At 59.5% G+C, this 20,549-nt stretch carries 16 protein-coding genes, 4 tRNA genes and 1 pseudogene; 20 read left to right on the top strand and 1 reads right to left on the bottom strand.

Going from position 1 to position 20,549, the window contains the following annotated elements:
* The first annotated feature begins 59 nt into the window (after positions 1 to 59).
* The 14 genes from AC30D9_RS06015 (at position 60) to AC30D9_RS05950 (ending at position 13,696) form a co-directional block, all read left to right on the top strand.
* A complete protein-coding gene (locus AC30D9_RS06015) occupies positions 60 to 1,070 on the top strand; it encodes an aspartate-semialdehyde dehydrogenase (RefSeq protein WP_307571669.1) in 1,011 nt (336 codons plus the stop codon).
* A gap of 210 nt (positions 1,071 to 1,280) precedes the next feature.
* On the top strand, positions 1,281 to 3,875 hold the full coding sequence (locus AC30D9_RS06010) for a FimV/HubP family polar landmark protein (protein WP_490143645.1): 2,595 nt from the start codon (positions 1,281 to 1,283) through the stop codon (positions 3,873 to 3,875).
* 438 nt (positions 3,876 to 4,313) lie between these two features.
* Complete coding sequence (gene truA / locus AC30D9_RS06005; RefSeq protein ID WP_134926672.1) at positions 4,314 to 5,138, top strand: tRNA pseudouridine(38-40) synthase TruA; 825 nt, start codon at positions 4,314 to 4,316, stop codon at positions 5,136 to 5,138.
* 63 nt (positions 5,139 to 5,201) lie between these two features.
* A complete protein-coding gene (locus AC30D9_RS06000; protein WP_307571671.1) occupies positions 5,202 to 5,834 on the top strand; it encodes a phosphoribosylanthranilate isomerase in 633 nt (210 codons plus the stop codon).
* A gap of 255 nt (positions 5,835 to 6,089) precedes the next feature.
* Positions 6,090 to 7,010, top strand: coding sequence for an acetyl-CoA carboxylase, carboxyltransferase subunit beta (gene accD, locus AC30D9_RS05995; RefSeq protein ID WP_109754604.1), 921 nt, complete (start codon positions 6,090 to 6,092; stop codon positions 7,008 to 7,010).
* Complete coding sequence (gene folC, locus AC30D9_RS05990; protein ID WP_490143644.1) at positions 7,007 to 8,314, top strand: bifunctional tetrahydrofolate synthase/dihydrofolate synthase; 1,308 nt, start codon at positions 7,007 to 7,009, stop codon at positions 8,312 to 8,314. The genes accD and folC overlap by 4 nt, the downstream gene beginning before the upstream one ends.
* Positions 8,298 to 8,978, top strand: coding sequence for an SPOR domain-containing protein (locus tag AC30D9_RS05985; protein ID WP_490143643.1), 681 nt, complete (start codon positions 8,298 to 8,300; stop codon positions 8,976 to 8,978). The genes folC and AC30D9_RS05985 overlap by 17 nt, the downstream gene beginning before the upstream one ends.
* Before the next feature lie 89 nt (positions 8,979 to 9,067).
* Complete coding sequence (locus AC30D9_RS05980; RefSeq protein ID WP_003179770.1) at positions 9,068 to 9,628, top strand: CvpA family protein; 561 nt, start codon at positions 9,068 to 9,070, stop codon at positions 9,626 to 9,628.
* 41 nt (positions 9,629 to 9,669) lie between these two features.
* On the top strand, positions 9,670 to 11,175 hold the full coding sequence (purF, locus tag AC30D9_RS05975) for an amidophosphoribosyltransferase (protein WP_109754607.1): 1,506 nt from the start codon (positions 9,670 to 9,672) through the stop codon (positions 11,173 to 11,175).
* A 58-nt stretch (positions 11,176 to 11,233) separates the two neighbouring features.
* Positions 11,234 to 12,445: an O-succinylhomoserine sulfhydrylase gene (locus tag AC30D9_RS05970; protein WP_109754608.1), complete on the top strand. Its 1,212-nt coding sequence runs from the start codon at positions 11,234 to 11,236 to the stop codon at positions 12,443 to 12,445.
* Positions 12,442 to 13,215 carry an SDR family oxidoreductase gene (locus AC30D9_RS05965; RefSeq protein WP_134925099.1) on the top strand — a complete coding sequence of 258 codons (774 nt, stop codon included), beginning with the start codon at positions 12,442 to 12,444 and terminating at the stop codon, positions 13,213 to 13,215. The genes AC30D9_RS05970 and AC30D9_RS05965 overlap by 4 nt, the downstream gene beginning before the upstream one ends.
* A 104-nt stretch (positions 13,216 to 13,319) precedes the next feature.
* Positions 13,320 to 13,395 (top strand) — tRNA-Val (locus AC30D9_RS05960).
* A gap of 58 nt (positions 13,396 to 13,453) precedes the next feature.
* A tRNA-Asp gene (locus AC30D9_RS05955) sits at positions 13,454 to 13,530 on the top strand.
* 89 nt (positions 13,531 to 13,619) lie between these two features.
* Positions 13,620 to 13,696 (top strand) — tRNA-Asp (locus AC30D9_RS05950).
* Between the two features lie 223 nt (positions 13,697 to 13,919).
* Here AC30D9_RS05950 and AC30D9_RS05945 read toward each other — a convergent pair.
* Entirely contained in the window at positions 13,920 to 15,203 is a 1,284-nt protein-coding gene (locus tag AC30D9_RS05945) for an NAD(P)/FAD-dependent oxidoreductase (RefSeq protein ID WP_134925098.1), read from the bottom strand.
* A gap of 183 nt (positions 15,204 to 15,386) precedes the next feature.
* Between AC30D9_RS05945 and AC30D9_RS05940 the strand changes: the two genes are divergently transcribed.
* From AC30D9_RS05940 to AC30D9_RS05915, 6 genes and pseudogenes are all read left to right on the top strand, one after another.
* Positions 15,387 to 15,463: transfer RNA gene (locus tag AC30D9_RS05940), tRNA-Val, on the top strand.
* Positions 15,464 to 15,579: 116 nt separating this feature from the next.
* Complete coding sequence (locus AC30D9_RS05935) at positions 15,580 to 15,918, top strand: DUF2388 domain-containing protein (protein WP_490143642.1); 339 nt, start codon at positions 15,580 to 15,582, stop codon at positions 15,916 to 15,918.
* A gap of 133 nt (positions 15,919 to 16,051) precedes the next feature.
* Positions 16,052 to 16,393, top strand: coding sequence for a hypothetical protein (locus AC30D9_RS05930; RefSeq protein ID WP_490143641.1), 342 nt, complete (start codon positions 16,052 to 16,054; stop codon positions 16,391 to 16,393).
* 227 nt (positions 16,394 to 16,620) lie between these two features.
* Positions 16,621 to 17,815: pseudogene (locus AC30D9_RS05925) on the top strand (IS3 family transposase).
* Positions 17,816 to 18,132: 317 nt separating this feature from the next.
* A complete protein-coding gene (locus AC30D9_RS05920; RefSeq protein ID WP_490143640.1) occupies positions 18,133 to 19,485 on the top strand; it encodes a hypothetical protein in 1,353 nt (450 codons plus the stop codon).
* A 748-nt stretch (positions 19,486 to 20,233) separates the two neighbouring features.
* Positions 20,234 to 20,425 carry a hypothetical protein gene (locus tag AC30D9_RS05915; protein WP_490143742.1) on the top strand — a complete coding sequence of 64 codons (192 nt, stop codon included), beginning with the start codon at positions 20,234 to 20,236 and terminating at the stop codon, positions 20,423 to 20,425.
* Positions 20,426 to 20,549: the final 124 nt, after the last annotated feature.

Here is a 20,549-nt window from a genome sequence, read left to right as displayed (position 1 = left end):
GCCTGCATACCGACCACCCGGTAAAGTGCCGCTCCCCACGTTTTACCTGAGGTAGACCCATGAGCCAGTCCTTTGATATTGCCGTGATCGGCGCCACCGGTACTGTCGGCGAAACCCTCGTCCAGATTCTCGAAGAACGGGACTTCCCGGTCGGCAACTTGCACCTGCTGGCCAGCAGCGAATCGGCAGGCAGCTCGGTGATGTTCCGCGGCAAAAACGTGCGGGTGCGCGAGGTCGACGAGTTCGATTTCAGCAAAGTCCAACTGGTGTTCTTCGCGGCGGGCCCGGCGGTGACCCTGAGTTTCGCCCCGCGGGCCACGGCGGCCGGTTGTGCGCTGATCGACCTGTCCGGTGCCTTGCCGCCCGAACAGGCGCCGCAGATCGTGCCGGAAGCCAATGCCCAAGTGCTGGCCGGCTTGAGCAAACCGTTGCAGGTCAGCAGCCCCAGCGCGTCGGCCACGGCCTTGGCGGTGGTGCTGGCGCCGCTGCGTGAATGCCTGGATTTGCAGCGCATCAGCCTGACCGCCAGTCTTGCGGTGTCGGCCCAGGGCCGCGTGGCCGTGAGCGAGTTGGCGCGCCAGACCGCCGAGCTGCTCAACGCCCGTCCGCTGGAGCCGAAGTTCTTTGACCGGCAGATGGCGTTCAACCTGCTGGCCCAGGTTGGCGCGCCGGACGAGCAGGGGCATACGCAGCTGGAAAAACGCCTGGTCCGCGAGTTGCGCCAAGTGCTGAATCAACCTTTGTTAAAGATTTCCGTCACTTGCATTCAAGCCCCGGTGTTTTTTGGCGATAGCTTTAGCGTGACTGTGCAGTCTGCCAAGGCCGTCGACCTGGTCAAGGTCAACGCGGCTCTGGAAGCGGCGCCCGGTATCGAGCTGGTGGAAGCGGGCGATTATCCGACCGCGGTAGGCGATGCGGTGGGGCAGGATGTGGTCTACGTTGGTCGTGTGCGCGGTGGGATCGACGATCCGGCGGAGCTAAATATGTGGCTGACGTCAGATAACGTGCGCAAAGGCGCGGCGCTCAATGCCGTGCAGGTGGCTGAGTTGTTGATAAAAGACTTGCTGTAAAAGATACTTGGCATCAATTTGTCGAATGATTCTAGCTGGGCGCTATGCTTGGCCGGAGTGCTGAAGGCGAACATCCCTCTGGGGGACTTTCCCGGGGCATGAGTGAAACGATCGCGCGCACCGTCGCATCGGGGCTGCGCGCAATGCCTTACGGCAGCGGCATCAATACCTTCTCGCTGGCCGAGGAATGTTCAAACAAAGGAAGAGGCTATGGTTCAAGTTCGCAAACTGGTGTTAGCAATAGCGGCCGCCTCGGCGCTGTCCTCCGGTATGGCGCAAGCGCTCGGGCTCGGGGAATTGACCCTGAAGTCGACGCCGAACCAGCCTCTGGTCGCCGAGATCGAGTTGCTCGACGTCCAGCAACTGACCGCCGCCGAAGTCGTGCCGAGCCTGGCCTCACCCGAAGATTTCGCCAAGGCCGGGGTCGACCGCCAGGCCTTTCTCAATGACCTGTCCTTCACCCCGGTGATCAACGCCAACGGCAAGAGCGTCCTGCGGGTAACCTCCAGCCGCCCGCTGTCCGAACCCATGGTCAAGTTCCTGGTGCAGGTGATGTGGCCCAACGGCCGCCTGCTGCGCGACTACAGCGTATTGCTCGATCCTTCCAAGTTCTCGCCACAGGCCGCCGACGCCGCCCGGGCGAAGCCGCCCCAGGTCGTGTCCACGCCGGTCACTGGTGCCACCAAGCCTTCCCAGTACACCACCACGCCGCGCGATACCCTGTGGGAAATCGCCGCCAAGGTGCGCAACGGCGGGTCGGTCCAGCAAACCATGCTGGCGATCCAGGCGTTGAACCCGAACGCGTTCATCAACGGCAACATCAACCTGCTCAAAACCGGTCAGGTGTTGCGCCTGCCGGATCCGGTGCAAAGCACGGCGTTGCCGCAACCCCAGGCCATCGCCGAAGTGGCTGCGCAGAACGCCGCCTGGCGTTCGGGACGTCGTGGCGTGGCGGGTGCCGGCAAGCAGCAGTTGGATGCCACCAAGCGTGGTCGTGGCGAAGGCGCGCCGGCACAGGCGGCCGGTCGCGACAACTTGAGCCTGGTGTCGGCCGACTCGGCGAAGGCGGGTGGCAAGGGCAAGGGGGCTGCCGGCGATGCCCAGGCGCTCTCCAACAAGCTTGCTGTCACCCAGGAAAGCCTCGATTCGGCGCGCCGGGATAACGAAGAACTGAAAAGCCGCATGGCGGATCTGCAGAGCCAACTGGACAAGCTGCAGCGCCTGATCGAGCTGAAGAACAACCAGCTGGCCAAGATGCAGGCCGAAGGCGCCGCCGTTCCGCCTGCGGGCGAGGCGCCTGGGGCGATGTCCGCACAGTTGACGCCTGCGCCAGCGGCACAAGCCCCGGCGACTGCACCGGCACCTGCGCCAGAAGCGACCCCGGAAGCGACGCCGCCTGCCGCACCGGTCGAACCGGCGCCTGCCGCGTCCAACGAGCAAAAATACAACGACCTGCTGACCAATCCGATCCTGCTGGGATTGATTGGCGGCGGCGCGCTGCTCCTGTTGTTGCTGCTGTTGCTGCTCGCTCGTCGCCGCAAGGCCCAGCAGGAAGCGGAAAAACACTTGCGCATGGCCCGGGCCCTCGAGGAGGAGGCTGACTTCTCCCCGGAGCTCGATCTGCCCCCGAGCAGCTTCGAGGGCATTGAGGTTCCACCACCTAGCGTAAAACTCGAGCCAAAACCGGCCCCTGCGCCAGCGCCCAAGCCGGCCCCTGTGATCGCGCCTGTAGTGGTCACGCCGCCTATCGCCGCACCATTGGTGGCGCCGGCCGCCGAGCGTTCCGACGACGTGCTGCCCCAGGCCCAGTCCCATATCGACCGCGGTCGATTGAACCAGGCTGCCGACCTGCTCGAGCAGGGCATCAAGGCCGAGCCTCAGCGCAGCGACTTGCGTCTGAAACTGATGGAAGTTTACGGTCAGCAGGGTGACCGCGACGCCTTTGTCGCCCAGGAGCGCCAGCTGGTGGCCAATGGCGAGAACTTCGCCCAGGTCGAACAACTGAAAAGCCGTTTCCCGGCCATGGTGGTCGCCGCTACGGCAGGCCTGGCCGCGGCGACCGTGGCGGCGGAACTGGATGCGCAGTACGTCAAGGATCTGCTGGAAGACAAGTCGCCGACCGATGAGGAACTCGACAGCGCCTTCGACCTGAGCCTGGATGACCTGGAAACCCCGGTCGCACCGGCGGCCCCCGAGCCTATCGCGGAGCTGGACGCGTTCCCGGAGGACGATGACCTGAGTTTCGAGTCGGTGCTCAAGCAGCAGACCGAGGCCAACGAAAGCCTGGACGACCTGTCGGAGTTCGACCTGGACCTGGGCGCCGACGCGCCGACCCCGGTCCCGGCGCTCGATGATGAAGACTTCCTGCTGGACCTGGACGATGACCTCAAGGGACTGGACGAGCCTGCGGCTGAAACGCCAGCCTTGGCCGATACACCGGCTGACGACCTTGAACTGCCAGCGGATTTCGACCTTTCCCTGTCCGATGAAATGGACGCGCACGATGCGCCCAAGGACGCCTTCGAGTCCGAGCTGGATGATGTAAACGCCGAGCTGGATCGTTTGTCCGACAGCCTGGGACAACCGACCTTCACCGCCGAAGATGCCTTGGTCGGCGCTGAAGACGAACCGGACTTCGACTTCCTCAGCGGTACCGACGAGGTGGCGACCAAGCTCGATCTGGCCCAGGCCTACATCGACATGGGTGACAACGACGGCGCTCGCGACATCCTCGGCGAAGTCCTCAGCGAAGGCGACGCGACCCAGAAGAGCGAAGCACAGGAAATGTTGTCGCGCCTGGTCTGAGAGGCTCGGTTCAACAAGAGCGGCAGCCAATGAGGCTGCCGTTTTTGTTTGGGGTTGGGAGGTGATGGTGTTGGGCTAGCCCCATCGCGAGCGGGCTCGCTCCCACAGGTTTTTTGTGTGTAGCGCAAAATCTGAATCCAACAGGACTCTTTGTGGGTGCGGGCTTGCTCGCGAAAGCAGGGTGTCAGTCATGAAGTTTTAGCTGGCACAGCGTATTCGCGAGTAAGCCCGCTCCCACATGGGATTTGTGTGTTGCGTAAATTCTGAGTCCATCGCCAGCCCCCTGTGGGAGCGAGCCCGCTCGCGATGGCGCCGGCCCGTCCAGCGCAGGACTAACGGTTGCACTGGCATCCCGTCCCGACCGCCTTATAATGCCCGCCTTTGCGTACCTCAGCAGGCTGTAATTCCTTGGCAAACATAGACAACCCGGCCGCCGAAATGGCGGCCGACGGCTTTTTCCGGATCGCCTTGGGCGTGGAATACAAAGGCTCGCGCTACCGTGGCTGGCAGCGCCAGGCTTCCGGTGTATTGACGGTGCAGGAAACGCTTGAAGACGCGCTGTCCAAAGTCGCCGACTCGCCCGTGTCGCTGCATTGCGCCGGCCGTACCGACGCTGGCGTGCATGCCTGCGGCCAGGTGGTGCATTTCGACACCCAGGTCGAGCGTTCGATGAAGGCCTGGGTGATGGGCGCCAACATCAACTTGCCCCACGACGTCAGCGTCAGTTGGGCCAAGGTGATGCCGGCGCATTTTCATGCACGCTTCAAGGCCATCGCCCGACGTTATCGCTACGTGATCTATAACGATCAGATCCGTCCGGCGCACCTGAACGAGGAAATCACCTGGAACCACCGCCCGCTGGACGTCGAGCGCATGGCCGAGGCCGCGCAATACCTGGTTGGCATCCATGATTTCAGCGCGTTCCGTGCCGGTCAGTGCCAGGCCAAGTCGCCGATCAAGGAACTGCATCACTTGCGCGTGACCCGTCACGGCAAGATGATCGTGCTCGACATCCGCGCCAGTGCCTTCCTGCATCACATGGTGCGCAACATCGCCGGCGTATTGATGACCATTGGGGCCGGCGAGCGCCCGGTGGAATGGGCCAAGGAAGTGCTCGACAGTCGTATCCGCCGCTCCGGTGGCGTCACGGCGCACCCGTTTGGCTTGTACCTGGTGCAGGTCGAATATCACGATGAATTCGAGTTGCCACAGCGTTACATCGGGCCACATTTCCTCACGGGCTTCTCGGAACTCGACGGCTGACGCCCCGCGTAGCATTTGCTACCATCCGGGACTTTCACGGATTTGCCTGAGGTTTTAACCACCATGCCGGTCGTTCGCAGCAAGATTTGCGGGATCACCCGCGTCGAGGACGCGTTGGCGGCGGTCGAGGCCGGGGCCGATGCCATCGGGCTGGTGTTTTACGCCAAGAGTCCGCGGGCGGTGACGGTGCAGCAGGCGAGGGCTATCGTCCAGGCCTTGCCGCCATTCGTGACTCCCGTGGGCCTGTTCGTCAACGCCAGTCGTTGCGAGCTGGGCGAGATTCTCGATGCAGTGCCGCTGGGCTTGTTGCAGTTCCATGGCGACGAAACCCCGGCCGATTGCGAAGGCTGGCATCGTCCGTACATCAAGGCGTTGCGGGTCAAGGCCGGCGACGACATTGCCGCCCGTTGCGAGGCTTTCCCCAGTGCCAGCGGCATTTTGCTCGACACCTATGTGGAAGGTGTTCCTGGCGGTACCGGCGAAGCTTTCGATTGGTCGCTGGTGCCACAAGGCCTGGGCAAACCGATCATCCTGGCCGGCGGCCTGACGGCGGAAAATGTTGCCGCGGCCATTCGTCAGGTTCGCCCTTACGCGGTGGATGTGAGCGGTGGAGTGGAGCAGGGCAAGGGCATCAAGGACCCGGCAAAGATTCGCGCGTTCATGGCTGCTGTTAGCGACGGCCAGTCGTCAATGTGACGGCTGGCAGACTGCCGCCGTCCATACCAGCACTGTACAAAGCAGGCAGGCGCCGCCTCCGGGTGGGCCGATAACGTAGGGGTAACCGCGCTGCAGCGGTTACCGGGATGGCTGAGGAGGTTGGGCCGCATGCAGGTCATGTTTCGCGCTGACCGTGGTGGCCTTCGATCCTCGCCGCACAATGAATTTAGCTCAAGGGCATACGCGGGGCCGCGAACCAGAGCGTTCGGGCCGCCGGTACTGGAGAAAGAAAGCATGAGCAACTGGTTAGTAGACAAACTGATCCCTTCGATCATGCGTTCCGAGGTGAAGAAAAGCTCGGTGCCTGAAGGTCTGTGGCACAAGTGTCCATCCTGCGAGGCGGTGCTGTACCGTCCCGAGTTGGAAAAGACCCTGGACGTTTGCCCCAAGTGCAACCACCACATGCGCATCAGTGCGCGTGCCCGTATCGATATTTTCCTGGACGCTGAAGGTCGTGTGGAATTGGGCGCCGACCTGGAGCCTGTGGACCGCCTGAAGTTCCGCGACGGCAAGAAATACAAGGACCGCCTGACCGCTGCCCAGAAGCAGACCGGCGAAAAAGACGCCCTGGTGTCCATGAGCGGTACTTTGCTGGGCATGCCAGTGGTGGTTTCGGCCTTCGAATTCTCCTTCATGGGCGGTTCCATGGGCGCCATCGTCGGTGAGCGCTTCGTTCGCGCAGCCAACCATGCCCTGGAAAACCGTTGCCCGATGATCTGCTTCTCCGCTTCTGGTGGTGCGCGGATGCAGGAAGCGCTGATCTCCCTGATGCAAATGGCCAAGACCTCCGCGGTACTGGCGCGTTTGCGTGAAGAAGGCATTCCGTTCATCTCGGTACTGACCGACCCGGTCTACGGTGGTGTTTCCGCCAGCCTGGCCATGCTCGGCGACGTGATCGTCGGCGAGCCGAAAGCCCTGATCGGTTTCGCCGGCCCACGCGTGATCGAGCAGACCGTGCGTGAAAAACTGCCGGAAGGCTTCCAGCGCAGTGAGTTCCTGCTGGAGCACGGCGCCATCGACATGATCATCCATCGCCAGGAGCTGCGTCCGCGCCTGGGCAACCTGCTGGCTCAACTGATGGGGCTGCCGACGCCGAAATTCGTCGCCGCACCGATCGAGCCGGTCGTGGTTCCGCCGGTGCCTGCAGGCCTATGATCCAACGTACCCTGGGCGAATGGCTTGCCTACCTCGAGCAGTTGCATCCATCGGCCATCGACATGGGGTTGGAGCGCTCGCAAGCGGTAGCGTCCCGCATGGGACTCGCCAAGCCAGCGCCCCGGGTCATCACCGTCACCGGCACCAACGGCAAGGGGTCGACCTGCGCCTTCATGGCCTCGCTACTGCGGGCCCAGGGGCTGAGCGTCGGTGTCTACAGTTCGCCGCACCTGCTGCGCTACAACGAGCGGGTGCAAGTGAACGGCGTCGAAGCCACGGATGCCCAGCTGTGCGAAGCCTTTGCCGCGGTGGAAGCCGGGCGAGGCGATACAACCCTCACTTATTTCGAGATGGGCACCCTGGCGGCGTTCTGGTTGTTTGCCCGTGCCGGTCTCGATGCGGTGGTGCTGGAAGTCGGCCTGGGCGGGCGGCTGGATACGGTCAACCTGGTGGATGCAGACATTGCGCTGGTCACCAGCATTGGCGTGGACCATGCCGATTACCTGGGCGATACCCGCGAATCCGTGGCCTTCGAAAAGGCCGGCATCTTTCGCCAGGGGGCGCCCGCACTCTGCGGCGATCTCAATCCGCCCCAGCCGTTGCTGGACAAGGTGCGCGAACTGAGTTGCCCGTTTTTTCTGCGCGGGCGCGATTTCGACCTGGCGATGACCGAGCAGCATTGGCAATGGCGCGGCAGCGACCTGCGGGGTAATCCGGTGGAGCTGCGTGATCTGCCGCTGCTGGACCTGCCCATGGAAAACGCCGCGCTGGCGCTCCAGGCCTATCTGCTGCTGGGCTTGCCCTGGGATGCCGGGCAAATCGTCCAGGCGCTGCAGGCGACTCGTGTGGTCGGGCGCCTCGATCGTCGTCAGTTCGATTGGCAAGGCAAGCGCCTGAACCTGTTGCTGGATGTCGGCCATAACCCCCACGCAGCGCAGTACCTGGCCGAGCGCCTGGCGCGGCGACCGATGGTGGGACGACGCCTGGCGGTGTTCGGGTTGTTGTCCGACAAGGATCTGGATGGCGTTGTCGATGCGTTGGGTGCTAGTGTCCAGCACTGGGCGGTGACGCCACTGGATTCGCCGCGCTCGCGTACGGCGGCGCAGTTGCAGGAAGCCTTGCAGCGTCGCGGTGCTTCAGTGCAAGCCTACGCCAGTGTGGCCGACGCCCTGGAAGGGCAGTGCGCCCTGGCGACGGCCGATGATGAAATTCTGCTGTTTGGATCATTTTTTTGTGTTGCCGAGGCCCTTCAATGGTTGGCCCGGCGCTCCACGGAGGAGGCTGCAGATGGCATTGCTGGATAAGGCGTACAAGCAGCGCATGGTCGGGGCCCTGGTGTTGGTGGCCCTGGCGGTGATTTTCCTGCCGATGCTGTTTTCCCGCCAGGATGAGCAGCGCCAGGTCACAGTCGATGCGCCGGCTGCGCCCCAGGCGCCTTCGGTGCCGCCGGTGCAGGTTGAGCCAGTGGTTGTGCCCGAGCCTCAGGCGTTGCCTCAGGAACCGGTACCAAGCGACGAGGAGCTGGCTGAGCAACCTGCTGCGCCTTCCACGCCTATTGCGCCCGCGCCTGCCACGCCTGCCACGCCTGCTCCGGCCGCGCCAAGCAAGCCGCCTGTCGCGCCTGTGCCTGTTCCAGCAGCACCGGCGGTCAAGCTGGCCCCGAGCCAGCCGATCACTGCGGCGCCCGCCAAGCCGGACACGACCCAGAGTCGCGTGGATGCCAATGGCCTGTCAGTCAGCTGGTCGGTGCAACTGGCCAGCCTGACCAGTCGCGAAAGTGCCGAGAACTTGCAGAAAACCCTGCGCAGCCAGGGCTACAACGCCTACATCCGTTCCGCCGATGGCAAGAACCGGGTGTTTGTCGGTCCGCTGATCGAGCGAGCCGAGGCCGACCGCCTGCGTGATCTGCTCAGTCGCCAGCAGAACCTCAAGGGGTTCGTGGTGCGCTTCCAGCCCGAGCGCGGCTGACAGCGATTTAGTGGATTTGAATCGTGCAGCTTACCGACAGCTCTAGGCTCTGCTAAAATGCGCCGCCTTATCCGTCTGTAGGCTGCACCGTGCCATTTACCTGGGTTGACTGGGCGATCGTTGCGATCGTCGCCATCTCCGCATTGATCAGTCTGAGCCGCGGCTTCGTCAAGGAAGCCCTCTCGCTGCTGACCTGGATCATCGCGGGGGTCGTAGCCTGGATGTTTGGTGGTTCGCTGTCCCAGTACCTCGCCGGATACATCGAAACTCCGTCGGCTCGCGTGATCGCGGGCTGTGCCATCTTGTTTATCGCCACCTTGCTGGTTGGCGCAATGATCAATTATCTGATCGGCGAACTGATTCGCGTCACCGGGCTTTCCGGGACGGACCGGTTCCTGGGCATGGCCTTCGGCGCGGCGCGTGGCGCGTTGCTGGTGGTCGTGGCCGTCGGGCTGTTGAGCCTGGGGCCGGTGCAGCAGGATACGTGGTGGCAGGAGTCTCGGCTCGTGCCACAATTTCTATTGGTCGCAGACTGGTCCAAGAACCTGATCCTGGGTTGGAGCAGTCAGTGGCTTGCCAGCGGTATCAGCGTACCCGCTGAAATACCGTTCAAGGAACACCTCTTGCCGATGGCCAAAACGCCGCAGTGAGTGTTGTTCAGTTCAGATCCATTAAGTAGGGGTTGCGTCGCATGTGTGGCATCGTCGGTATCGTCGGTAAGTCGAACGTCAATCAGGCGCTGTATGACGCGCTAACCGTGCTCCAGCACCGCGGCCAGGACGCTGCCGGTATCGTGACCAGCCATGACGGCCGGTTATTCCTGCGCAAGGACAACGGCCTGGTGCGTGACGTGTTCCACCAGCGTCACATGCAGCGCCTGGTCGGCCACATGGGTATCGGCCACGTGCGCTACCCGACCGCGGGCAGTTCGACGTCGGCTGAAGCCCAGCCGTTCTACGTCAACTCGCCTTACGGCATCACCCTGGCCCACAACGGCAACCTGACCAACGTCGAGCAACTGGCCAAGGAGATCTACGAATCTGACTTGCGCCACGTCAACACCAGTTCCGACTCGGAAGTGATGCTCAACGTGTTCGCCCATGAGCTGGCCCAGCGCGGCAAGCTGCAGCCTACCGAAGAAGACGTGTTCGCCGCCGTGACCGACGTACACAACCGTTGCGTGGGTGGCTACGCGGTGGTGGCGATGATCACCGGCTACGGCATCGTCGGTTTCCGCGATCCCCACGGGATCCGTCCGATCGTCTTCGGCCAGCGTCACACTGATGAAGGCGTGGAGTATATGATCGCCTCCGAAAGCGTGTCCCTGGACGTGCTGGGCTTCACCCTGATTCGCGACCTGGCCCCGGGCGAAGCGGTCTACATCACGGAAGATGGCAAGCTGCACACCCGTCAGTGCGCGACCAATCCGACCCTGACCCCGTGCATCTTCGAACACGTCTACCTGGCGCGTCCGGACTCGATCATCGACGGTGTCTCGGTCTACAAGGCCCGCCTGCGCATGGGCGAGAAACTGGCCGACAAGATCCTGCGCGAGCGTCCGGAACACGACATCGACGTGGTCATCCCGATCCCGGACACCAGCCGCACCGCGGCCCTGGAGCTGGCGAACCACTTGGGCGTCAAGTTCCGCGAAGGCTTCGTGAAGAACCGCTACATCGGCCGGACCTTCATCATGCCGGGCCAGGCCGCACGGAAGAAATCCGTACGCCAGAAGCTCAACGCCATCGAGCTGGAATTCCGCGGCAAGAACGTGATGCTGGTGGACGACTCCATCGTGCGCGGCACCACGTGCAAGCAGATCATTCAGATGGCCCGCGAAGCCGGCGCCAAGAACGTGTATTTCTGCTCCGCGGCCCCGGCCGTGCGCTACCCGAACGTCTACGGCATCGACATGCCGAGTGCCCATGAGCTGATCGCTCATAATCGCACCACCCAGGACGTCGCCGACCTGATCGGCGCCGACTGGTTGATCTACCAGGACCTGCCGGACCTGATCGAAGCGGTCGGCGGTGGCAAGATCAAGATCGAGCAGTTCGATTGCGCGGTATTCGACGGCAAGTACGTCACCGGCGATATCGACGAGGCCTACCTGAACAAGATCGAGAACGCACGTAACGATGCGTCCAAGGCCAAGACTCAGGCGGTCAGCGCGATCATCGATCTGTACAACAACTGATTGACGAACCGGCCCTGAGGGGCCGGTTTGCGTTTAAACCGAATTCAGGAGTGACAGCATGAGTCAGGATTGGGATGCCGGTCGGCTGGACAGCGACCTTGAAGGTGTAGCGTTCGATACCCTGGCGGTTCGCGCGGGTCAGCACCGCACGCCGGAAGCCGAACATGGCGATCCGATGTTCTTCACCTCCAGCTACGTGTTCCGCACGGCCGCCGACGCGGCGGCGCGGTTTGCTGGCGAGGTGCCGGGCAACGTTTACTCGCGCTACACCAACCCGACTGTGCGGGCTTTCGAGGAGCGCATTGCCGCCCTGGAAGGCGCCGAGCAAGCCGTGGCCACTGCCACCGGCATGGCGGCGATCATGGCCGTGGTGATGAGTCTGTGCAGCGCCGGCGACCATGTGCTGGTCTCGCGCAGCGTCTTTGGCTCGACCATCAGCTTGTTCGAGAAGTACTTCAAACGCTTTGGCGTGGAAGTCGATTACGTGCCCCTGGCGGACTTGTCCGGTTGGGATGCGGCGATCAAGGCCAACACCAAGTTGCTCTTTGTTGAATCTCCCTCTAACCCGCTCGCCGAATTGGTGGACATCGCCGCGCTGGCGGAAATCGCCCATGCCAAGGGCGCCATGCTGGTGGTCGATAACTGCTTCTGCACTCCAGCGTTGCAACAACCGCTGAAGCTGGGTGCGGACGTGGTGGTGCATTCGGCGACCAAGTTCATCGACGGTCAGGGCCGTTGCATGGGCGGCGTGGTGGCCGGTCGTGGCGAACAGATGAAAGAAGTGGTGGGCTTCTTGCGCACCGCAGGCCCCACCCTCAGCCCGTTCAACGCCTGGATCTTCCTCAAGGGCCTGGAAACCTTGGGCTTGCGCATGAAAGCCCATTGCGCCAACGCCCAGGCCCTGGCCGAGTGGCTGGAGCAGCAGGACGGCATCGAGAAAGTGCATTACGCCGGCCTCAAGAGCCATCCACAACACGACCTGGCCCTGCGTCAGCAACGCGGTTTTGGTGCGGTGGTGAGCTTCGAGGTCAAGGGGGGCAAGGAGGGCGCCTGGCGCTTCATCGACGCCACCCGGCTGATTTCCATCACCGCCAACCTGGGTGACAGCAAAACCACCATTACCCACCCGAGCACCACTTCTCACGGTCGCTTGTCGCCCCAGGAACGTGAATCGGCGGGTATTCGTGACAGCCTGATCCGCGTTGCGGTCGGCCTGGAAGACGTGGCCGATCTGCAAGCCGACCTGGCCCGCGGGTTGGCGGCCTTGTGATCGAGCTGGCTACGCCGCCGGGCGGCACTCATGGCCGGGTTGCACTGGTTACGGGCGCCGCGCGCGGCATAGGCCTGGGTATCGCCGCCTGGCTGATCTGTGAAGGCTGGCAGGTGGTGCTGACCGACCTGGATCGCGAACGCGGTTCCAAGGTGGCGAAGACCCTGGGCGACAATGCCTGGTTCATCGCCATGGACGTGGCGGACGAGGCGCAGGTCGCCACCGGTATCGCCGAGGTGCTCGGGCAGTTTGGGCGGCTCGACGCGCTGGTGTGCAACGCGGCCATCGCCGACCCGCACAACATCACTCTGGAAAGCCTGGACCTGGCTTACTGGAATCGCGTCCTGGCGGTGAACCTGGGTGGGCCGATGCTGCTGGCCAAGCACTGTGCGCCGTATCTGCGCGCCCACAATGGCGCCATCGTCAACCTGGCCTCGACCCGCGCCGCGCAATCGGAACCCGACACCGAAGCTTATGCGGCGAGCAAGGGCGGCTTGCTGGCCCTGACCCATGCCCTGGCGATCAGCCTGGGGCCGGAGATCCGGGTCAACGCCGTCAGCCCTGGCTGGATCGACGCGCGGGACCCCTCCCAGCGTCGCGCACAGCCGTTGACTGATGCCGACCACGCCCAGCATCCAGCGGGCAGGGTCGGCACGGTAGAGGACGTGGCGGCGATGGTGGCGTGGCTGTTGTCGCGCAATGCCGGTTTTGTCACGGGCCAGGAGTTCGTGGTGGACGGTGGCATGACCAAGAAAATGATTTATAAGTGAGGGCCGTTGCGGGTGCCGTTTGAAACTGTTTTTGAAAAAAATCCAACCCTGCTATTGACTTAGCTTCGGTACCTGCGTAAATTTCGCGGCCTCAACGAAGCAAAGGGTGATTAGCTCAGCTGGGAGAGCGTCTGCCTTACAAGCAGAATGTCGGCGGTTCGATCCCGTCATCACCCACCATGTTTTACGAGAGTCTTGCGAAAGCGAGACGGAAGCTGTCAAAAGCCTCCACCGACGCGCAGCGGTAGTTCAGTCGGTTAGAATACCGGCCTGTCACGCCGGGGGTCGCGGGTTCGAGTCCCGTCCGCTGCGCCATATTTTCCGAAGCAGGTTCGCCTGGTTCGAGATCCGAGCCCAAGGGGTTGGATCAGACGAGTTAACTGGACGCAAGTCCATAGCGATACGCAGCGGTAGTTCAGTCGGTTAGAATACCGGCCTGTCACGCCGGGGGTCGCGGGTTCGAGTCCCGTCCGCTGCGCCATATCTGCTTCGAGGCCCACTGAACGCCATGAAGCTAAGAGGAAAGCTGAAAAGCTTCTTCTAATCGATAGCAAAGACCCTGGTCGAAAGACCGGGGTTTTTTGTTTTCGGGATTTGAAAGGTTGGAACAAGCCCGTGGCGAGGGGGCTTGCTGTGGCGAGGGGATTTAGCGAAACGTCGCACCGCCCCGTTGGGCTGCGAAGCAGCCCTTGTTGTTGGGCGCTTCAGAACCCCAACTTATCCCGCAACCCGTAATACCAAGCCCCCATCGCCGCAAACGGCGTGCGCAACAACTGACCGCCGGGGAAGGGGTAGTGGGGCAGGTCCGCAAACGCATCAAAACGCTCAGCCTGACCACGCAGCGCTTCAGCCAGGACTTTGCCCGCCAGGTGCGTATACGTCACGCCATGGCCGCTGCAGCCCTGGGAATAATAAATGTTATCCCCCAGCCGCCCGACCTGCGGAAGACGTGACAGCGTCAGTAGGAAATTTCCGGTCCAGGCGTAATCGATCTTCACATCCTTGAGCTGCGGGAACGCCTTGAGCATCTTCGGTCGGATGATCGCTTCGATGTTCGCCGGATCCCTCGCGCCATACACTACACCGCCGCCGAAGATCAGACGCTTGTCGCCCGTCAGTCGGTAGTAATCGAGCAGGTAGTTGCAGTCTTCGACGCAATAGTCCTGAGGCAGCAGGCTATGAGCCAACTCATCGCCCAACGGCTCAGTGGCAATCACCTGCGTACCGCAAGGCATGGACTTGGCCGCCAGTTCCGGCACCAGATTGCCCAGGTAGGCATTGCCGGCCACGATAATGAACTTGGCCCTGACCTTGCCCTGCGGTGTATGCACAACCGGGCTGGCGCCACGCTCGATGCGCACCGCTGGCGACTGTTCATAAATCACCCCACCCAGCGACTCCACCGCCGCCGCTTCACCCAAGGCCAGGTTGAGCGGATGAATATGCCCGCCGCTCATATCCAGCATGCCGCCCACATACTCCTCGCAAGCCACCACCTCGCGAATACGGCGCTGATCCAGCAACTCCAACTGGGTATGCCCGAAACGCTCCCATAAACGCTTCTGCGACTCCAGGTGGCCCATCTGTTTAGCGGTGAGGGCAGCGAATACACCGCCGTCCTTCAAATCGCACTGAATCTGATACTTCGCCACCCGCTCGCGAATGATCCGCCCACCCTCGAACGCCATATTGCCCAGCAACTGCGCCTGCTGAGGCCCGACGCTACGCTCGATCACATCGATGTCGCGGCTATAACTGTTAACGATCTGCCCGCCGTTGCGACCCGAAGCCCCAAAGCCGACCTTCGCCGCCTCAAGCACCGTCACCTTGAAACCGTTCTCCAGCAAAAACAGCGCAGAAGACAGACCGGTGTAACCAGCGCCGATCACGCAAACATCCGTCTCGACGTCATCCTGCAGGGCAGGGCGCGGAGGAACCGGGTTGGCCGATGCGGCGTAATAGGACGCTGGATAGGATGTGTTCGCCATTCTGCAACCTCTGTTTTATATTTTTTACGAATGCGCCGATCCTACCCGAGATAAAAATTGGCCGCCAGCCACCGCAAAATCTTCGTTGCTTTGGCGAAATTAAATATTTTGCATATTCATAGGGTTAGGTGAAAAAAAGGTGTTGACACCCCTCCGGAATTCCGTAGAATGCCGCCTCACAGCAGGCACGTAGCTCAGTTGGTTAGAGCACCACCTTGACATGGTGGGGGTCGTTGGTTCGAGTCCAATCGCGCCTACCAAACAAAATCCGCTCTGCTGGGCGGTCTAGAAGGGCTCACCGAAAGGTGGGCCCTTTTTTGTTGGCGTCTGGAAACGCTTTGGAAAAGCGGCCACCGATATCAACCCTTTGATCACAATGGAAGTATCGAAGCATGGGTTCTCATGGAAGACTTTGGTAATCGCCGTCACGGTATCGATCAGCGCTCAAGCCAATGCGGAAGATAAGGGCTCATATCAAAACTCGATGATGATAACGTTGGCTCCAACCGTCCTCCTTTCGGGGACTACGGGGCTTTCTGCGCTGGCTGCAAAAAACTTCAAGCCTGCCAAGGCCGATGCGCTCGCATTCATTGGCTCTGATGGCGAAATTCGCGGCGCTCAGTTTGAGCAAGCCGTACGCTATTACCGTACGACATACAGGCCGGCGCTGATGACGGATCAGCAGCTCGCCTTAGCGATCGTAACTTTGTATTGAACAGGGACTAGGCGCTTCGCTGCGCTGCAGCTTCCATCGAATGAATTTGTTTGGATCAACTGACGGCCGGCTAGAAATAAATCTGTTCCCCTTTTCCGTCTCGTCCCCTTTTCCGTTTGCGGATGATTTAAATATGCGATTTATTTCAAAAAGCGGTTATCTGCTGGCTTTTGTTGCGCTAAGTAGCGTTGGACAGGTTTCGTTCCCGACCAACGTCAATCAATCTATTGCTGTCAATGCAGTTGCGATCGGCCGCATGTGTGCGGAGCGGAAGCCCGAGATGAACTACTCGTTGCAGAACTTGCTCAGCGTGCCAGATCGCGGGGTAACTCCAGAGCTAAAGGAAGAAATCGCCAAGGTGGATGCCGATCCGTCCCTTCAGGATGAAATCATGGCGATACAGATACACATGGCAGGGGATCCGTCAGCAATGAAGTACCTCTGTCCAAGCTACTCCCCGAAAGACGCGAAATAGCCTTGATCCTAAGGGGACGAGTCGGGTTTGTTTTCGTCCTCATCGGGGTGTGATCTTTCGTCCGGCATGGGCTGCCCGGCTTATTGGCTTTCGCCTCCAATATTCCACCGCTCCGGTTTCCCATTTTTGGGCCCACCAATTGTGGGGTAAACAAATCACACCCGATGCTGCCCTGTCCCGTCCTGAATAAGGTTTACACCTTCTGATCTGTTTTTCAGGAGGACGTAATGGAATCAGCAAAAAGGCGTAGTCAGCGAGACTACACGCTGACCTTTAAATTGTCGGTCGTCGATCAGGTCGAAAAAGGCGAGCTGAGCTATAAAGAGGCTCAGGAGCGCTATGGGATTCAAGGCAAAACGACCGTTCTGACGTGGTTACGCAAGCACGGTCGGCAGGATTGGAGCCCAGGCACCTACATTGGCTCGCCGAGGATGGGGTCTATGCCCGACAAAAACCGACCATTGACGCCAGAGCAACGCATCAAAGATGCTTGAAGAACAGTTGGCTCTGTCCAATCAGAAAGCGCAGTTTTTCGAGGCTGTCGTGGATGTCTTGAAAAATGACTACGGTCTCTCTGTCGTAAAAAAGCGTCCCGGCAAGTCCTCGCGCAAAAACGAATCCAAAACCTGAGCATCAGCAAGGCTTGCCAGTTCATGGGGATAAGCCGACAGGCTTACTACAAACGCAATCGCGCCGACGCTGCTCGTCTGATTCTGGATGAGAAAGTTGCCGATTTCGTTCAGCAAAAGCGCCTGCGGCAGCCGCGGCTGGATACCCGAAAGCTGTATTACTTGCTGCAGTGCCAACCGCAGCATGAGCTGCAAGTGAGTCGAGATCGCCTGTTTGCGATTCTGCGTGAACGGCGTTTATTGGTAGCTCGCAAGCGGGCGTATCACAAGACAACCGATAGTCATCATCGCTTTCGACGCCATCCGAACCTGCTCAAGCCGGGGCCTTATCAGGTTGTACCCAGCGGCCCGGAACAGGTCTGGGTGGCTGACATCACCTATCTGCCCACTCAGGAAGGTGTGGCCTATTTGAGCCTTGTGACGGATGCTTTTTCGCGAAAGATCGTGGGCTATCACGTCCATGAAAGCCTGCACACCGCGTCGGTCGCGCAGCCACTGATTCATCACTCGGACAGAGGCAGCCGGTATTGCTCCGGAATGTACCAAGAGCTGCACGCGAAACACGGTATCCGGTATCCGGTGTTCGATGACGGACGGCTACGACTGTTATCAAAACGCCCTGGCAGAGCGGGTCAATGGGATATTGAAGACCGAGCTTTTGCTCCAGCAACCACAGGATTTAACGCAGGCGAAGAAGATGGTGAGTGAGTCGGTATCGATCTACAACCGCGAGCGTCCGCACCTGTCTTTGAAATACAAAACGCCCGATGCGATGCATCGGGCGTTGGGGTGAAACAGGTGTAAACCTATTTCAGGACTAGACACGGCTAGGAAATAAATTCGTCCCTTTTCTCCATGGATTATTCCGTTGTTATTCGGTTGGCCTGAAGATCGAATCCCGAGCAGCTGCAGAGCCTTAGGCTCATTCTAGCCTGGCATTCTTCTTCGTGGTTGAGGTGGTGGCGCTGAGCCATTATCATGCGGCGATGGGCTGAGACTTGGCGGATGTAATATGTCCTAACGCATCATAGGCTGTGTTACGACAGCGTTGAAAATCTTGGGACCAAGAAAAACTCGAATAACTGTACTTTTTCACACCAAGGACGAGCGATGATAGAAGATCAAGAACCGAAGCATCATTTTAACAAGGATGCGAGCTGGTTCATTAAGCAGATGAACAGTCGGAAGCGTGCTCTACCAGTCTTTGCCTACGCCGCGTCACAGGTCACTTCACGCAGCCAAAATAACCTAATGAAGTTTATTGAAACTCACTCCATCGACACTGAGTACGATGAAGAAGGAGACATAATAAAATATGCTGTACCTATCGGCATGAATCAAAGACACAACCTGCTAAAGAACACGTTTGAAGATTTCGCCATTTTCGCTACAACTCTTCCTAGAATGGCACTAGTATCCGTGGTTAGTCTTTTTGACGCATATCTAACCCGTCTTTTGAAAAGTGTTTACGCAGTAAAGCCTGAGATGTTAAATGGTTGCACCAGGCAAATTAATTTCACAGAGCTGGTTGCCTTTGGATCAATTGATGCAGCTAAAGAGCACATAATCGACAAAGAGATCGAAACCGTGCTGCGGGATAGCCATGCAGCTCAATTTTCATGGCTTGAAAAGAAACTGAAGATGCGGCTCACTGATTTACCGTCTTGGAAAGATTTCATTGAGCTAACTGAGCGTCGCAATCTGTTGGTGCATGCCGACGGAGTCGTCAGCAGCCACTACCTTGAAACATGCAAAGAGCATCAGGTTAATTTAGATAAGGACTTGAAGCGCGGTGACAAATTAGAAGTTGACGAAGAGTATTTTATAAATGCTTGTAACTGCGTGACAGAGATAGGAATTAAACTAAGTCAGGTGTTATGGCGAAAACTTATACCCAGCGAACTAGAACAAGCCGAAAACTCTTTCATTCAAGCGACCTATGATTTGTTAGTTCTTAAGGACTATAAGCTTGCAGAGAAGGTTCTGGAAATCACAAAAAGCAGTGGGTTCAAGAAACTGAATTCTGAAACCGGACTTTTCCTCACAATAAATCTCGCAATTGCGTTGAAGGGACAGGGAAAGGAAAAGGAATGCATCGCACTACTGAAGAAAACAGATTTCTCCGCACTCTCACTCAGGTTTAAGTTGGCTAACCAAGTGTTGAACGATTCGTTTGACGAGGCTGCGGCGACCCTGAGAAAAATTGGATCCGATGGTGAAATTTCCGAGAGCCAGCTAAGGCAATGGCCACTATTTCGATGGTTCAGGAAGACGGATCAATTCAAGGCGGCATTCGAGGAGATGTATGGGACTGAATTTGTTGTCATCGAAGGAAAGGTTCTACTAGACGGTGATGATCAATCTGCGGAAAATGCAGGCTTGAACCCCAGTCAAGATGGCATTGCTCCGCGCCAGATCGACCCTGCGGAAGGGGCGATACCGTCAGTCGAAACGCTCCAGTAGCTTTTGTTCGCAATTTCCCGGCGGCGTCCTCGGATTTGGCTTGCAAGACTGCTAAGCCTCGGACAGAATGCAGTTGAAACAACCATCAGGATGACGGAGAACAGAGATGAAACGCGATTGATTTTATCTACACATGGAAGTTGCAAAGGCCCGGTCTAGCCGGGCTTTTTTATGCTTCGATTTCCTCGTTCCCGCCCCGCTCTATCTTCATTGTGCCCCGGGCCATTCGTGCCAATGAATGGCAGCTGGGGCTGCCGGTCCGTCCGAAATCAGGCAACAGGATCGTGCCTGGTTGCCTCGGGAGAGGCCTGCTCCTATTGTCTGTCGCCGTCATCAGGGATCCGATGAAGGATAACCTTAGCTAATTACCAACCGACAGCTCATCGCCAACCGAGCCGTGAAGCGAAGTCTTTGATCCTTCAAAAGGCTCAGGTTCGTTGAGCTTTCTAAGGCACTCTGGCTTGATGGCCGGATCGACTTCCAAGATGGGCTCCCACCTCCACGTCACCAGCCCGGTGCCGGACTTCTTCCAATGGTTATCGGGCAATGTGATGATCATTTGGTTAGGAAATAAATCCGTCCCCTTTTCCCGCTGTTGAGTATTCCCATCCTGGTAACTGACGCGGGTTTTCGGCGTCCGTGGATGAAGGCAGTGGCAGCGCAGGGCTGGTATTACGTGGCTCGATCGTGTCCCAGTGGGCGAAGTGTTTGCATCTAAGCTGACGAAGCATGGCCTGAGGAAGAGTTAATCAATGCCGAAGAAACAGCAGCGACGGTTGCTGACATTGAGCGCTCCATCCAGGCACAGAACAAGATGGCTGAACGACTCTGGGGCGATGGTCGGGAAGCTGAGGTGAAGGCGCTACTCGATGCCTCGGATGCTTTAAACCGGGCGCTCGATCGGATCAGGATTGGAGAGAGTCCCAAGGTTCTGCATTGATGGAGACAGTAGGCTGTTTGGGAGGTACGTGCTTACGCCATCAAAACCTCCGAATTCCTTGACTGGTGGCAAATTGATGCTAATTATCTTTTAAGGAGCTTGAGATTAGGTGACAAGGACGATA

This window comes from Pseudomonas sp. DF11, assembly GCF_058148565.1.
This window is presented reverse-complemented; position numbering and strand designations above follow the sequence as displayed.

Excerpts from the sequence above, each read along its gene's own strand:
- AC30D9_RS06015 (WP_307571669.1), top strand. The coding sequence starts at position 60 with ATGAGCCAGTCCTTTGATATTGCCGTGATCGGCGCCACCGGTACTGTC.
- AC30D9_RS06010 (WP_490143645.1), top strand. The coding sequence starts at position 1,281 with ATGGTTCAAGTTCGCAAACTGGTGTTAGCAATAGCGGCCGCCTCGGCG.
- truA (WP_134926672.1), top strand. The coding sequence starts at position 4,314 with ATGGCGGCCGACGGCTTTTTCCGGATCGCCTTGGGCGTGGAATACAAA.
- AC30D9_RS06000 (WP_307571671.1), top strand. The coding sequence starts at position 5,202 with ATGCCGGTCGTTCGCAGCAAGATTTGCGGGATCACCCGCGTCGAGGAC.
- accD (WP_109754604.1), top strand. The coding sequence starts at position 6,090 with ATGAGCAACTGGTTAGTAGACAAACTGATCCCTTCGATCATGCGTTCC.
- folC (WP_490143644.1), top strand. The coding sequence starts at position 7,007 with ATGATCCAACGTACCCTGGGCGAATGGCTTGCCTACCTCGAGCAGTTG.
- AC30D9_RS05985 (WP_490143643.1), top strand. The coding sequence starts at position 8,298 with ATGGCATTGCTGGATAAGGCGTACAAGCAGCGCATGGTCGGGGCCCTG.
- purF (WP_109754607.1), top strand. The coding sequence starts at position 9,670 with ATGTGTGGCATCGTCGGTATCGTCGGTAAGTCGAACGTCAATCAGGCG.
- AC30D9_RS05970 (WP_109754608.1), top strand. The coding sequence starts at position 11,234 with ATGAGTCAGGATTGGGATGCCGGTCGGCTGGACAGCGACCTTGAAGGT.
- AC30D9_RS05945 (WP_134925098.1), bottom strand. The coding sequence starts at position 15,203 with ATGGCGAACACATCCTATCCAGCGTCCTATTACGCCGCATCGGCCAAC.
- AC30D9_RS05935 (WP_490143642.1), top strand. The coding sequence starts at position 15,580 with ATGGAAGTATCGAAGCATGGGTTCTCATGGAAGACTTTGGTAATCGCC.
- AC30D9_RS05930 (WP_490143641.1), top strand. The coding sequence starts at position 16,052 with ATGCGATTTATTTCAAAAAGCGGTTATCTGCTGGCTTTTGTTGCGCTA.
- AC30D9_RS05920 (WP_490143640.1), top strand. The coding sequence starts at position 18,133 with ATGATAGAAGATCAAGAACCGAAGCATCATTTTAACAAGGATGCGAGC.